Here is a 13070-nt window from a genome sequence, read left to right on the forward strand (position 1 = left end):
CCATCTGTTGCATTTGAACACAGCTAGCTCTGGTCAGGTGGAAAGTCTTTCTGCTATAATTCGCCGCCTTGGCCTGGTAGCTCAGTCGGTAGAGCAGAGGATTGAAAATCCTTGTGTCGGTGGTTCGATTCCGCCCCGGGCCACCAAGAATTCAGCAGAACTTATCAAAAACGCCACCTTCGGGTGGCGTTTTTGTTTGTCTTTGCACAAAACCACCATCGCGCCCACCGCTGTGTACGCAAACGTACGGACTGCAGCCGTCCAGGAGCACATGCTGCAGGCAGACCACTAATTCCCTTCCCGCCGTCCGCGCCATGCGCAACACGGCAGACGGGTCAACTGGTCATCTCTCCCCGCCATGCGAAACTCGCGCCCGACGCCGTCGAGCCGTTCCGTACATAACGGCACACTCCAAAGGATGCATCATGAAAACAACCCTGATATTGCTCGCGCTCGCCTCTACCCTCGCCTTGACCGCTTGCCAGCGCGAAGCGCCACCCGTCGTGCAAGTCGTCCCCGGCCCTGCCGGCGCGCCTGGTCCAGCCGGCGCAACGGGTGCCACGGGTGCCGAAGCTCCTGCCGGCGCAACCGGTGCGACCGGCGCCACTGGCCAGACCGGCGACAGCGGTGCCGCCGGATATGATGGCGCCAAGGGCGCCACTGGCGCAAAAGGCAACGATGGTGTTCAAGGCAACGATGGTGTCCAAGGCAACGACGGTGCCAAGGGCGACGACGGTGCCAAGGGCAAGACAGGCGACACGGTGATTGTCGTTCCACAACGCTAATACGCCTCACGCCACACACCACAACGCCAACCCATCCGGTTGGCGTTGTGCGTATGCGCAGTACCGCACAGTAACATCGGCCATATCGGCCTACCCTGTACTTATTACACAGGGAGATATCGCATGCTGATGATCGTACTGATGGTGGCCCTGCTGGGCCTGCTTGCACTGTTCGCGCCCGGCCCCGTGCGCCGCGCCCTGATTACCCCACACTTGCTGGCCCTGTTCAAGCGCATCTTGCCGAGCATGTCCGACACGGAACGCGACGCCCTTGAGGCGGGCACCACCTGGTGGGATGCCCAGCTGTTTTCCGGCCGGCCCGACTGGTCCAGGCTGCTGGCTTATGGCCGCGCCTCGCTCACTGCCGACGAGCGCCATTTTCTTGACCACGACGTCGAGCGGCTGTGCGAACTGGTCAACGACTGGGAAACGCAGCAGGCGCAGGATTTGCCGCCGCAAGCCTGGGCCTACATGAAGGCGCAGGGTTTCCTCGGCATGATCATCCCGAAACAATACGGCGGCAAGGAATTCTCCGCCTACATGCATTCGCAGGTGGTGATGAAATTGTCGAGCCGCTGCTCGGCGCTGGCCGTGACCGTGATGGTGCCCAATTCGCTGGGACCGGCCGAACTGCTGCTGCACTACGGCACCGAAGAACAAAAGGATTACTACCTGCCGCGATTGGCTTCCGGCACGGAGATTCCCTGCTTTGCACTGACCAGCCCGTATGCGGGTTCCGATGCGGCTGCCATTCCCGACCTTGGCATCGTGTGCATGGGCATGCATGAAGGGCGCGCCACTGTGGGTTTCCGCCTCAGCTGGAACAAGCGCTACATCACCCTGGCACCCGTGGCGACCTTGCTGGGGCTGGCATTCCAGACCAGCGACCCCGATCATTTGCTCTCCGACAACGATGCGCCGGGCATCACCTGCGCCCTGATCCCCGCCAGCCACGACGGCGTGGTGATCGGCCGCCGCCATCACCCCTTGAACGCCGCGTTCCAGAACGGCCCCACGTCCGGTAACGATGTTTTCATCCCCATCGACTGGGTCATCGGCGGCCAGGCGCAAGTGGGTAAAGGTTGGCGCATGCTGATGGAATGCCTGGCGGCCGGGCGCGCCATTTCCCTGCCCTCGTCCAGCGTGGGCATGGGCAAGATGGCCGTGCGCGGCACCGGCGCATATGCGGCCGTGCGGCGCCAGTTCAACATGGCTATCGGCAAATTCGAGGGGGTACAGGAAGCGCTGGCCCGCATGGGCGCCAATCTGTACCTGATGGACGCGGCCCGCACCCTGGCTGCGCACGCCGTCGACCTGGGCGAAAAGCCGGCCGTCATTTCCGCCATCGTCAAATACCACGTCACGGAACGGGGACGCGCGCTCGTCAATGACGGCATGGACATCCTGGGCGGCAAGGGCATCTGCGTGGGGCCGGACAATTTCCTCGCCAGCGCCTACCAGCAAATCCCCATCGCGATTACCGTTGAGGGTGCCAACATCCTCACGCGCAGCCTGATCATCTTTGGCCAGGGCGCCATCCGCGCGCATCCATATGTACTCCGGGAAATGGCGGCCGTCAGCGAAAGCGATGGCCGCAAAGCCGTGCGCGATTTCGATGCAGCCTTCTTTGGCCACGTAGGCTTTGTGCTGGGCAACCTGGCCAGGGGATTGTGGTACGCACTGGGCGGCGCGCGCCTGGTGGCCGTGCCCGACGCCAGCGCACCCGTACTGGCTCCCTATTACCGCGCGCTGACGCGCATGTCGACGGCCTTTGCCGTCATGACGGATATGTCGATGTTCGTGCTCGGTGGCGAGCTCAAGCGCCGCGAGCGGCTGTCCGCCCGCCTTGGCGACGTGCTGGCGCAACTGTACCTGGCGTCGTCCGTGCTGAAGCGTTACGAGGACGATGGCCGTTTCGCCGCCGACCTGCCTTACGTGCACTGGGCGCTGCAAGATGCGCTGGTCAAGGCGCAGCAGGGCTTGACGGGCGTACTGGACAATTTTCCCGCACGCGTGCTGGCGGTGTTGCTGCGCATGCTGCTCTTGCCCTTCGGCCTGCCCCATCGTCCGCCGTCCGACGAACTGGGCAGCGAGGTGGCGCTGGCCCTGCAAACGCCGGGCGCCGACCGCGAGCGCCTGCTGGCCGACGACCATGTCGCCAGCGACACCGACGATACGCTGGCTTGCGCCGAACGGGCGCTGGCCTTGCTGCCCGACGTGCTGCACATCGAAAAACGCCTGAAAGACACGCCCGAAGGGGCGTCCCTCAGGCGCCTGCCGCAAAGCCTGTCTGCCATGCAACAGTGGCTGGCTGCGGCCAAGCCAGCAAACTTGGTCAGCTGCCAGGAGCACAATACCTTGCTGGAATATGCGTGCCTGGTCGATGGCTTGATACAGGTCAACGATTTCCCCGCCGATACGGCACAGCCCAGACACTTGCCTGCGCACAGGACGAATGCCAGCAGCCGCGTGGCCTAGGCCAGATTGCGGCCTATACTGAAGGGGGCGGGTGCGGTACCCGCTCTTGGCAGAAAGGAGTCGATCATGACACGCAAATTCATCGATTGCCGGGAATTTCCAAGCGACACGCATTGCTCGGTGGCCATCTCGGCCGACAGCGAGGAAGAGCTATTGGGAATTGCTGTGGAACACGCGGTTTCGGTACACCATCACCACGACACGCCGGAGCTGCGCCAGCAGCTGCGTCAATTGTTCAAGGACGGCATGCCGCCCGAACACCTGCCCATGGCGGGACAGGCCGGCAGCAGTAGCGCCGCGCACACGCACACACATTAAGTCCGTGCCGGCCACGCCGGCTTGCTAGTTCAGGATGCCAGCTTGCTGGCTGGCGTCCTGATGTCCAGACCCAGTACGAGCGGCACGAGCGCCGCGTACACGACGATCACCGACAGCCAGATGGCGCCGGGCCAGTGTTCCTTGAACACAAAATACAGGCTGGAAAACACCAGCGGGCAGAGCACGGACGCCAGGCTCACGGACGAGGCCAGCACGCCCTGGAACTGGCCTTGCCGGTCGTCGGCGACTTGCCGCGTGGCCAGCGACTGCAGGGCCGGCGCGCCGATGCCGCCCAAGGCGAACACAGGCATGATGGCGAAGATCATCCAGCTGCGGCTGGCAAAGGCCATGACGACCAGCGCCAGGCAGGCGCAGGCCACCCCGGTCAGGATGGTGGCGCCCTCGCCCAGCAGTTTCACGGCCGGGCCGGGCAAGAAGGCCTGTGCCAGCGCCTGGCACAGGCCAAAGGCGCCCAGCGACAGGCCGATCCACAGGCCGTTCCACTCGAACGCATCGTGGCCCCACAAGGCCCAGCACACGCCATACACTTCACCGGCCGCGCTGAAGGTAAAAAAGATGACGGTGATCGGCAGCAAGGTTTTCTGCGAGAAAACCCAGCGCAGCGGACGCAAGGGATTCAATGCCGCCAGGTCAATTTTCGCGCGCGTGGGCTGGCGCATGGGGGGACGTGACTCGGGCAAGGTAAGAAACGTCAACAACAGGTTGCCGGTATTCAAGATGGCCGCCGCCATGAACGGCAGGCGCAGCCCGTAATCGCCCAGCGCACCGCCCAGCACGGGGCCGATGATGAAGCCTGCGCCGAACATGGCGTTGAGCAAGCCGAAGCGGCGCGCCCGCTGCTTCTCGGCCGAAATATCGGTGATGTAAGCCGTGGCCACGGAGACGTTGGCGCTCGTCAGCCCCGCGATGGCGCGCCCCAGCAACAGCATCCACAGGCTGGGCGCAAACGCCAGGAACAGGTAGTTGACGGCGGCGCCCGCCAGCGAAACCAGCAGCACGGGGCGCCGCCCCAGGCGGTCGCTCAGCGCTCCCAGCACGGGCGCAAAGATGAACTGCATCAGCGCGTACAAGGCCGTCATGATGCCGATATACGGCGCCACGTTGGCGGCATGCGTGACATCCCGTAGCAGTGCAGGCAGGATGGGGAAGATCAGGCCGATGCCGACGGCATCGAGCACGACCGTGGCGAAGATGACAGACAGCGCTGTCGTCGGAACGGATGGCTTCATATACTCAATCCAAATATATACTCAGTACATAAATAATACGCCCCGCCTGACTGTGTCATCAAGCCTTATCTGTACTCAGTACACCTGGTGTATGATTGCGGCAACATGACGATTCCTGCCGACCTCCGCTCCCGCAAACGCCTTGCCACCCGGCAAGCCATCTCGAATGCCGCCACGCGCCTGTTCTTCGTACGCGGCTTCGAGCAAGTGACGGTGGACGAGATCGCAGCGGCCGCCAGCGTGGGACGCATGACGGTGTTCAACCACTTCCCGCGCAAGGAAGACATGTTCTTCGACCGCGAGGAAGAGGGACGCGAACTGCTGCGTGCCGCCTTGCGCCAGCGCGATCCCGCCATCGCGCCTATCGACACCCTGCGCCTGCTGGCGCACCGGCTGGTACTGGAGGACAGTCCCTACATCACATTTTCCGCCGCCGGCCAGGGCTTCATTGCCACCATCGAGGCCAGCGATACCCTGAAGGCGCGGGCGCGGGCGATACGCGACGAGCTGGCGCACGTGGTGGCGCAGGCACTGACCGAGAGCACCGGGCGCGACGCGCACGATCCTCTGGCACAACTGGCGGCCAGCCTGCTGCTGGCAACCTGGAGCACCGCCCTCATCGAAGCGCACCGGCACTTTCGCCAGCATGGCGACGCGCGGCAGGCCAAGGCCAGCTTTCTCGCGCTGCTGGACCAGGGACATATCGGCTTGAACGCGGCGCTGGCGGGCACGCCTTACGCCTGAGCGCCTTGGTGCCGGCTGTCAATCCCTTGACCCAAGGCAAGGCAATCTGGCGCCAAGCCGCCTACAATCGCCGGCTTTGCTCCTCCTCCATGCGCCACGCTCCCGAACTCCTCCTTCCTGCCGGCTCCCTGGCCAAGATGCACGCCGCCTTCGACTATGGCGCCGATGCCGTCTACGCGGGCCAGCCGCGCTACAGTTTGCGCGTGCGCAATAACGATTTTTCAACCTTGCAAGCCTTGCAGGAGGGAATTGATGGCGCCCATGCGCGTGGCAAGCAGTTCTTTGTCGCCAGCAATATCTTCGCCCACAATGCCAAGCTGAAAACCTATCTGCGCGACATGGAACCTGTGATCGCCATGCGTCCCGACGCCCTGATCATGGCCGACCCGGGCTTGATCATGATGGTGCGCGACAAGTGGCCGGACGTCCCCGTCCACCTGTCCGTGCAGGCGAATGCCGTGAACTGGGCGGATGTAAAATTCTGGCACCGCATGGGCCTGACGCGCGTGATTCTGTCGCGCGAACTGTCGCTCGACGAGATCGAGGAAATCCGCCAGCGCTGCCCGGAGATGGAACTGGAAGTGTTCGTCCACGGCGCCCTGTGCATCGCCTACTCTGGCCGCTGCCTGCTGTCCGGCTATTTCAACCACCGCGACCCGAACCAGGGCACGTGCACGAATTCCTGCCGCTGGGATTACAAGGTGAAAAATGCTTCGGAAGACGCCAGCGGCGATCTGGGCGGCATGCAGGTGGTGCCGCTGGAATTTCACCAGGCGCTGGCCGAGGCCGACAACAACGCGTTTTCGGCCCTGCACCAGCAGCCGCGCCACCCGCTGGCCGACCAGCCCTATTTCATTGAAGAAGCACAGCGCCCTGGCCAGCTGATGCCAATACTCGAAGACGAGCACGGCACCTACATCATGAACTCGAAGGACTTGCGCGCTGTCGAGCATATCGAACGCCTGGTCAAGATCGGCGTCGATTCGCTAAAGGTCGAGGGCCGCACCAAGTCGCTGTACTACGCGGCGCGCACGGCGCAAGTCTACCGCCAGGCCATCGATGACGCCGTGGCGGGCCGTCCTTTCGACATCAGCCTGCTGGGCCAGCTGCAAGGCCTGGCCAACCGCGGCTACACGGATGGTTTTTACCAGCGCCACCACACGCAAACACATCAGAACTACATGCGCGGCGCCTCGGAAGCGGACCGCAGCCAGTACGTGGGCGACGTGCTGGGCGTGGCGGACGGCTGGGCCAGGGTGGAAGTGAAAAACCGCTTCGCCGTGGGCGACCGCATCGAGGCCCTGCATCCGGGCGGCAACCGCGATTTCACCCTAGCACGCATGCTCAGCGATGACGGCAAGGAAATCCAGGTTGCGCCCGGCAGCGGCCACTTCGTGCGCATCGAACTCGACGGTGCCCTCGACAAGGCTTTGCTGGCCCGCTATTTGTAACCACCAGTCTAGCGCGTGCTGTGGCGAGCAGTTTCTAAGTGTTTGATTTGACAAGTAAAAATCCACACAGCACCGCTTAAACAATTTGTTTAAGCCTCAACATTACTATACGATACGGCCACCCTGCGTCCGGGAGCCTTATCGGCATCCCGGGCGTTCCTGACACGTTCACCGGAATCCCCGATGCCACCTGCCACACCTGCCCTGATCACCAATGACGCCGTCGTCCTCGGCCTGCTCGCCATGACCCTGGGGGCCGTTTTCTGGACCGCTTCCCGAACGAACGGCTTCTGGAAAAAGTTTTACACGTATATCCCGTCGCTGCTGATGTGCTACCTGATCCCGGCGCTGCTCAACACCTTCGGCATCATCGATGGCAACACGTCCGGCCTGTACGCCGTGGCGCGCGACTATCTGCTGCCCAGCGCGCTGGTCCTGCTGTGCGTGGCCATCGATTTCGGCGGCATCATCCGCCTGGGGCCCAAAGCCATCATCATGTTTCTCACTGGCACGCTTGGCGTCATGCTGGGCGCCCTTGTCTCGTTCGAAGCCTTGCGTTTGATCCACCCGGAAACGGTGGCGGGCGACACCTGGCGCGGCATGACCACCGTGGCCGGCTCGTGGATAGGCGGCGGCGCCAACCAGGCAGCCATGAAGGAAGTGTTTGAAGTGGACGCCACCCTGTTCGGCCAGTTCGTCGCCGTCGACGTGCTGGTGGCCAACGTCTGGACGGCCGTGCTGCTGTTCCTGGCCGGCCGCGCGGGCGCCTTCGATCGCTGGACGGGCGCCGACTTGACAGCCATCAATGCGCTCAAGGACAGCATCGAGAGCTACCGGGCCCAGCACGCGCGCGTTGCCAGCCTGACCGACATCATGATCATCCTCGGCGTGGGCCTGGGCGTGACGGGCCTGTCGCACTTCCTGGCCGGCCCCATCATCAGCTGGATCAACACCCTGCCCGCCGAATGGCGCCTGCAGGACTACAGCCTGACGTCGAACTTCTTCTGGATCGTCGTGCTCGCCACTACCTTCGGCCTGCTGCTCAGTTTTACCCGGGCGCGCAGCCTGGAAGGCGCGGGCGCCTCGACCATCGGCTCGGCCATGCTGTACGTGCTGGTGGCCACCATCGGCATGCACATGGACTTGAAAGCCCTGTTCGACAAGCCATTCCTGTTCCTGCTGGGCCTGATCTGGATCGCCGTGCACGGCGGCCTGATGCTGCTCGTCGCCAAGCTGATACGTGCGCCGCTGTTCTTCATGGCCGTGGGATCGCAAGCGAACATCGGCGGCGCCGCCTCCGCCCCCGTCATCGCCAGCGCCTTCCACCCGGCCCTGGCCCCCGTCGGCGTGCTGCTGGCCGTGCTCGGCTACGCGCTGGGCACCTATGGCGCTTACATCACGGGTTTGATATTGCGCGCCATGGCGGGGTGATTCACCCGGCCATGACAACGACGCCAGCCTTAGGGCTGGCGTTGTCGTTTGTGGGCCTGGCATGCCGCTGAAACCGCCTCGTCACGTGTTTTTTCGCAATAAGGCATTCGCCCTTGCTTCGGCCTGAGAGCCTCCAAAAAATCCCCAAAATGTAGCAGAAACCCCTCAAAACCAAATTTTTGCACTATTTTCGTGCAAAATCTGCGATGATAGTTGCCCAAATAACCGATCACCTCCATGGAATTCTGATGAAATACGCATCTGCTCACGAGTATGTCCAGCATGTCGCCGCACGCAATCCAGGTCAGCCCGAGTTTCTGCAAGCCGTCACCGAAGTCATGGAGAGCTTGTGGCCGTTCCTCGAGCAGCACCCGAAATACGCGGAACAAGGCTTGCTGGAACGCTTGATCGAGCCGGAACGCGTGGTCATGTTCCGCGTCTCGTGGGTCGATGACCATGGCCAGGTGCAAGTCAATCGCGGCTACCGCATCCAGCACAGCATGGCCATCGGGCCGTACAAGGGCGGCATCCGCTTCCATCCGTCCGTCACCCTGTCGGTGCTGAAATTCCTCGCCTTCGAGCAAACGTTCAAGAATGCCCTGACGACCTTGCCGATGGGCGGCGGCAAGGGCGGCGCCGATTTCGATCCGAAGGGCAAGAGCCCGGGCGAAGTGATGCGCTTTTGCCAAGCCTTCGTCAGTGAACTGTTCCGCCATGTGGGTTCGGACACGGATGTGCCGGCTGGCGACATCGGCGTGGGCGGCCGCGAAGTGGGCTACATGGCCGGCATGATGAAAAAGCTCAGCAACCGCGCCGACTGCGTGTTTACGGGCAAGGGCGCCAGCTTTGGCGGCTCGCTGATGCGGCCTGAAGCGACGGGCTACGGCACCGTCTATTTCGCCGAAGAAATGCTGAAAACGCAGGGCCGCTCGTTCGAAGGCATGCGCGTGTCCGTTTCCGGGTCGGGCAACGTGGCGCAGTACGCGGTGGAGAAAGCCATGGCAATGGGCGCGAAAGTCATCACCGTCTCCGATTCCAGCGGCACCGTCATCGACGAAGACGGCTTTACGCCGGAAAAGCTGGCCATCCTGATGGAAATCAAGAACCACCTGTACGGCCGCGTCAGCGATTACGCCGAGCGCACGGGCGTGCGCTTCGAGGCGGGCGTGTCGCCATGGCACGTGCCGGTCGACATCGCCCTGCCCTGCGCCACGCAGAATGAATTAAACATCGACGACGCGCGCCTTCTCATCGCCAATGGCGTGCAGTGCGTGGCCGAAGGCGCCAACATGCCCACCACCATCGAGGCGGCCAAGGCGTTCGAGGCGGCCGGCGTGCTGTATGCGCCGGGCAAGGCCAGCAATGCGGGCGGCGTGGCCACGTCGGGCCTGGAAATGAGCCAGAACGCGGCCCGCATGGCGTGGCCGCGCGAAGAAGTCGACGCGCGTTTGCTGCAGATCATGCAAGGCATCCATGCGGCGTGCAAGCAGTACGGCACGCGTCCTGACGGCACCGTCAGCTATGTGGATGGCGCCAATATCGCCGGTTTTGTCAAAGTGGCCGATGCGATGCTGGCGCAAGGGGTGATTTAATCATCGGCCAACGGTGTTGTCGGATTACGGCGCCTTGCGCCTAATCCGACCTACGCCGGCCTACAACATTTCAGGCTTCATCAGGCTCTTGCGGCTGATGGTGCGGCCCGACACCATGAACTCGCCGTTGCCGCGGTAGTGCAGGGTTTCGGGCAGCTTGGGCGAGGTGGCCACGTGGGCCTTCACGCACTCGAAAATGAAAAAGCCGCCCTTCGGATTACCCGCCACCTGCGCCAGCTTGCATTCGAAGTTGGCGTAGCACTCGGCGATCAGGGGCGCGCCCACCCGTTCGGCCGGCTGCGGCGTCAGGCCGAAGGCCGTGAACTTGTCCGTGTCTTCGCCACTGCAATTGCCGATGGCCACCACCTGGTCGACCATGTCGGCCGTGGGCAGGTTGATCACGCACTCCATGCTGCGCTTGATCATTTCATAGCTGTGATTCGCGTCGGAAATGAAGCAGCCCAGCAACGATGGCGACAATTCCATCAGCATGTGCCAGGCCATGGTCATGACGTCGCTCTCGCCCTTCCAGGTGGAGCTGACCAGCACCACCGGCCCGGGCTCGAGGAAGCGCCGGATATCGGCGACGGGATAATCTTCTTTGTGGTAATTTTTCATCTGCTCTCCAGGACGCGGTACGCCATAGCATAGACCAATGGCGCCTCGGCGGGCGCGCGCCTGGCCGATGGCCGCGCGGTGGCATCCGCGCCGAGATTTGTGCAGTTCATCGCAAATTTCTCCCTCTCGGAGAACTTGCGCCCTAGAATACACTGATCAACTACTCAAGGAAACCGCCATGCGTCCTCTGTTCCTGTTGTCAGTCCTGTCCCTCGCTTGCCTCTCCACCCTCGCGCATGCCGACGAGCAAAGCCGCACGGTCGCCGCCTTCAACGCCATCGACATCCGTGGCCCCATCAGCATCGAGGTGGAATCGGGCAAGGAGCAAAGCCTGCTGCTGCGCGGCGACCATAAGTTCCTCAGCGGCGTGATCACGGAGGTGGTCGATGGCGAGTTGAAAATTTCCATGAAAGACAAGGATATCAAGAAGACCGAGGGCGACCCGCGGGTCATCATCACCATGCCCGCCTTGCGCAAGCTGATCGCGGAAGGCGCAGGCGAGAAGATCTTGACCAAGCTCAATGGCCCCAGGGTCGACATCAGCTACAAGGGCGCGGGCCGCCTGACCGCCGAAGGCCAGGTCGACTGGCTGCGCTTGAAGGCGCAAGGCGTGGGCGAAGTCGATACGAAAGCCTTGCTGGCGAAAAACGTCGATGTCAATTTCGACGGCATCGGCTCCGTCAAGGTGTATTCCTCGGGCGAACTGAACGCCGTGGTGCGCGGCATGGGCGAACTGACGTATTACGGCAAGCCGAAGATCGTGCACAAATCGATCGCCGGCATCGGCAGCGTCAACGCCGCCAAGTAAGACTTCCTGACAAAAACAAGGCCATCAAGCCGCTGGAGACCGCATGAGCGCAACACCCGATACCCAAGATACCGACGCACCGCTGGTGCTGCGCGAGGAGCACGATGGCCTCGTCACCCTGCGCCTGAACCGCCCGCTGCAATTCAACGCCCTGTCCGTCGCCATGCTGGCGGCGTTGCAAGAGGCGTTCGATAGCATCGCGCAGCAACCGCAGGTGCGCTGTGTGGTGCTGGCCGCCGAAGGCAAGGCCTTTTGCGCGGGCCACGATTTGCGCCAGATGCAAGCCACGCGTGAGCTTGAGTATTATCAAACCCTGTTCGCGCAATGCTCGCGCGTGATGCAAGCCATCCAGTCCTTGCCCGTGCCCGTGATTGCCCGCGTGCATGGCATCGCCACGGCGGCCGGCTGCCAGCTGGTGGCCAGCTGCGACCTGGCCGTGGCGGGCGCGTCCGCCCGCTTCGCCGTGTCCGGCATCAACGTGGGCCTGTTCTGCGCCACGCCGTCCGTGGCCCTGTCGCGCAATGTCTCGCCCAAGCGGGCCTTCGACATGCTGGTGACGGGCCGCTTCATCGATGCCGACACGGCCGTCGACTGGGGCCTGATCAATGAAACGGTGGCCGACGCGGCGCTCGACGAAGCCGTGGCGCGCCTGGCACAGCAAATCATGGCGAAAAGCCCGACAGCCATCCGCTATGGCAAAGCCATGTTCTACCGGCAGCGCCAGCTGCCGCTGGACGACGCGTATGCGTATGCGGGCGACGTGATGGCGCGCAACATGATGGAAGAGGATGCGGACGAAGGCGTCGCCGCCTTCCTGGAGAAACGGCCGCCCAGCTGGGCGCGGCCGTAAAGTAGTTTAACGCTCTTGCTTCATCTGCTGCTGGACGGAAAGACTCAAGGTCCCCAGGTCTTCCTTGCCCAGCAGTGGCAATTGCGCCAGCAGCTGCATCAGGGCCGAGCTGCCCGTCACGTCCAGCTCGGACGACTGCACCAGCACCGTGCCGACGCCCGTGAAGTCGATCTGCTTTTCCTCGCCCGAAAGGGTAAAACCCGTGAGCGCGCCGGCGGCCGAGGCCCAGCCCTGAACGTGGGCATAGTCGTAGTGATACGAAGGGCTGGGGCAGTCGGCCCAGCCCAGCACGGCCTGCTCATCCACGCGGCAAGGCAACTCCAGGAAGTGCACGGGACCGTTCGACGAGGCGATGACTTTACCCGTGCCTATCATGGTCAGATAGCCGGGCAGGGTCGATTCCTGGCAAATCACATCCTTGGTAAAGCCCAGCAGGTTTTTCGCGCGGATGGTCATGTTGGCGCTGTCAAGGTCGTAGCACGCCAGGTCATTGCCGTTGTCGCCCAAAATCAATTGGCCCTGGCCTTGCGCCACGACAAAGTGATGCACGTACTTGGGCGCATTGAAGGCATTGCGCACGATCAAGTCGAGCACGCTGCTGCCCATGGATTCGAAGCGCAACTCGCCATAGAAGGCGATCATCTTGCCCTTGCGGATGAAGATCTGTTCCTTGACGTCGATGACATACGAAAAGCGGTTCAGATTATCGTTCTTCGGCAAGGTATCGGGATTGTAAATCGTCATG

12 protein-coding genes and 1 tRNA gene are annotated in these 13070 nt (G+C 62.8%); 10 read left to right on the plus strand and 3 right to left on the minus strand.

What is annotated here, in order from left to right:
• Nucleotides 1–70 precede the first annotated feature (70 nt).
• From C8C89_RS01525 to C8C89_RS01540, 4 genes are all read left to right on the plus strand, one after another.
• Nucleotides 71–146 (plus strand) — tRNA-Phe (locus C8C89_RS01525).
• Nucleotides 147–425: 279 nt separating this feature from the next.
• Nucleotides 426–785, plus strand: coding sequence for a hypothetical protein (locus C8C89_RS27475; protein WP_101483738.1), 360 nt, complete (start codon nt 426–428; stop codon nt 783–785).
• 123 nt (nt 786–908) lie between these two features.
• Entirely contained in the window at nt 909–3263 is a 2355-nt protein-coding gene (locus tag C8C89_RS01535; protein WP_133988723.1) for an acyl-CoA dehydrogenase, read from the plus strand.
• A 66-nt stretch (nt 3264–3329) separates the two neighbouring features.
• A complete protein-coding gene (locus C8C89_RS01540) occupies nt 3330–3581 on the plus strand; it encodes a DUF1059 domain-containing protein (protein WP_101483736.1) in 252 nt (83 codons plus the stop codon).
• A 29-nt stretch (nt 3582–3610) separates the two neighbouring features.
• Here C8C89_RS01540 and C8C89_RS01545 read toward each other — a convergent pair whose 3' ends face one another.
• On the minus strand, nt 3611–4831 hold the full coding sequence (locus tag C8C89_RS01545) for a TCR/Tet family MFS transporter (RefSeq protein ID WP_133988724.1): 1221 nt from the start codon (nt 4829–4831) through the stop codon (nt 3611–3613).
• Nucleotides 4832–4936: 105 nt separating this feature from the next.
• On the opposite strand from C8C89_RS01545, the gene C8C89_RS01550 reads away from it, so the two are divergent.
• The 4 genes from C8C89_RS01550 to gdhA all read left to right on the plus strand — a co-directional run bounded on the left by C8C89_RS01550 (nt 4937) and on the right by gdhA (nt 10049).
• Entirely contained in the window at nt 4937–5575 is a 639-nt protein-coding gene (locus C8C89_RS01550) for a TetR/AcrR family transcriptional regulator (protein WP_133988725.1), read from the plus strand.
• A gap of 89 nt (nt 5576–5664) precedes the next feature.
• Nucleotides 5665–7026, plus strand: coding sequence for a tRNA 5-hydroxyuridine modification protein YegQ (gene yegQ / locus C8C89_RS01555; RefSeq protein WP_133988726.1), 1362 nt, complete (start codon nt 5665–5667; stop codon nt 7024–7026).
• A gap of 183 nt (nt 7027–7209) precedes the next feature.
• Complete coding sequence (locus C8C89_RS01560; RefSeq protein ID WP_101483732.1) at nt 7210–8457, plus strand: DUF819 family protein; 1248 nt, start codon at nt 7210–7212, stop codon at nt 8455–8457.
• A gap of 248 nt (nt 8458–8705) precedes the next feature.
• On the plus strand, nt 8706–10049 hold the full coding sequence (gene gdhA, locus C8C89_RS01565; RefSeq protein WP_133988727.1) for an NADP-specific glutamate dehydrogenase: 1344 nt from the start codon (nt 8706–8708) through the stop codon (nt 10047–10049).
• A gap of 60 nt (nt 10050–10109) precedes the next feature.
• Here the strand turns inward: gdhA and C8C89_RS01570 are convergent, their stop codons facing one another.
• Nucleotides 10110–10667: a flavin reductase family protein gene (locus C8C89_RS01570; protein WP_101483730.1), complete on the minus strand. Its 558-nt coding sequence runs from the start codon at nt 10665–10667 to the stop codon at nt 10110–10112.
• A 178-nt stretch (nt 10668–10845) separates the two neighbouring features.
• Here C8C89_RS01570 and C8C89_RS01575 point away from each other — a divergent pair, with 178 nt between their 5' ends.
• Together C8C89_RS01575 and C8C89_RS01580 are read left to right on the plus strand one after the other, a co-directional pair.
• Nucleotides 10846–11475, plus strand: a complete 630-nt coding sequence (locus C8C89_RS01575; RefSeq protein WP_133988728.1) for a head GIN domain-containing protein — start codon at nt 10846–10848, stop codon at nt 11473–11475.
• A 43-nt stretch (nt 11476–11518) separates the two neighbouring features.
• Nucleotides 11519–12325, plus strand: a complete 807-nt coding sequence (locus C8C89_RS01580) for an enoyl-CoA hydratase (RefSeq protein WP_133988729.1) — start codon at nt 11519–11521, stop codon at nt 12323–12325.
• A gap of 6 nt (nt 12326–12331) precedes the next feature.
• Here the strand turns inward: C8C89_RS01580 and C8C89_RS01585 are convergent, their stop codons facing one another.
• Entirely contained in the window at nt 12332–13069 is a 738-nt protein-coding gene (locus C8C89_RS01585) for an AIM24 family protein (RefSeq protein ID WP_133988730.1), read from the minus strand.
• Between the last annotated feature and the right edge of the window lies 1 nt (nt 13070).

This window comes from Janthinobacterium sp. 75 (genome assembly GCF_004365495.1).
GTDB lineage: Bacteria > Pseudomonadota > Gammaproteobacteria > Burkholderiales > Burkholderiaceae_D > Janthinobacterium.

Bases quoted from the DNA above. Each gene is read 5' to 3' on its own strand.
- C8C89_RS27475 (WP_101483738.1), top strand. From the start codon at position 426: ATGAAAACAACCCTGATATTGCTCGCGCTCGCCTCTACCCTCGCCTTG.
- C8C89_RS01540 (WP_101483736.1), top strand. From the start codon at position 3,330: ATGACACGCAAATTCATCGATTGCCGGGAATTTCCAAGCGACACGCAT.
- C8C89_RS01550 (WP_133988725.1), top strand. From the start codon at position 4,937: ATGACGATTCCTGCCGACCTCCGCTCCCGCAAACGCCTTGCCACCCGG.
- C8C89_RS01575 (WP_133988728.1), top strand. From the start codon at position 10,846: ATGCGTCCTCTGTTCCTGTTGTCAGTCCTGTCCCTCGCTTGCCTCTCC.
- C8C89_RS01560 (WP_101483732.1), top strand. From the start codon at position 7,210: ATGCCACCTGCCACACCTGCCCTGATCACCAATGACGCCGTCGTCCTC.
- yegQ (WP_133988726.1), top strand. From the start codon at position 5,665: ATGCGCCACGCTCCCGAACTCCTCCTTCCTGCCGGCTCCCTGGCCAAG.
- C8C89_RS01570 (WP_101483730.1), bottom strand. From the start codon at position 10,667: ATGAAAAATTACCACAAAGAAGATTATCCCGTCGCCGATATCCGGCGC.
- C8C89_RS01585 (WP_133988730.1), bottom strand. From the start codon at position 13,069: ATGACGATTTACAATCCCGATACCTTGCCGAAGAACGATAATCTGAAC.
- C8C89_RS01580 (WP_133988729.1), top strand. From the start codon at position 11,519: ATGAGCGCAACACCCGATACCCAAGATACCGACGCACCGCTGGTGCTG.
- C8C89_RS01545 (WP_133988724.1), bottom strand. From the start codon at position 4,831: ATGAAGCCATCCGTTCCGACGACAGCGCTGTCTGTCATCTTCGCCACG.
- C8C89_RS01535 (WP_133988723.1), top strand. From the start codon at position 909: ATGCTGATGATCGTACTGATGGTGGCCCTGCTGGGCCTGCTTGCACTG.
- gdhA (WP_133988727.1), top strand. From the start codon at position 8,706: ATGAAATACGCATCTGCTCACGAGTATGTCCAGCATGTCGCCGCACGC.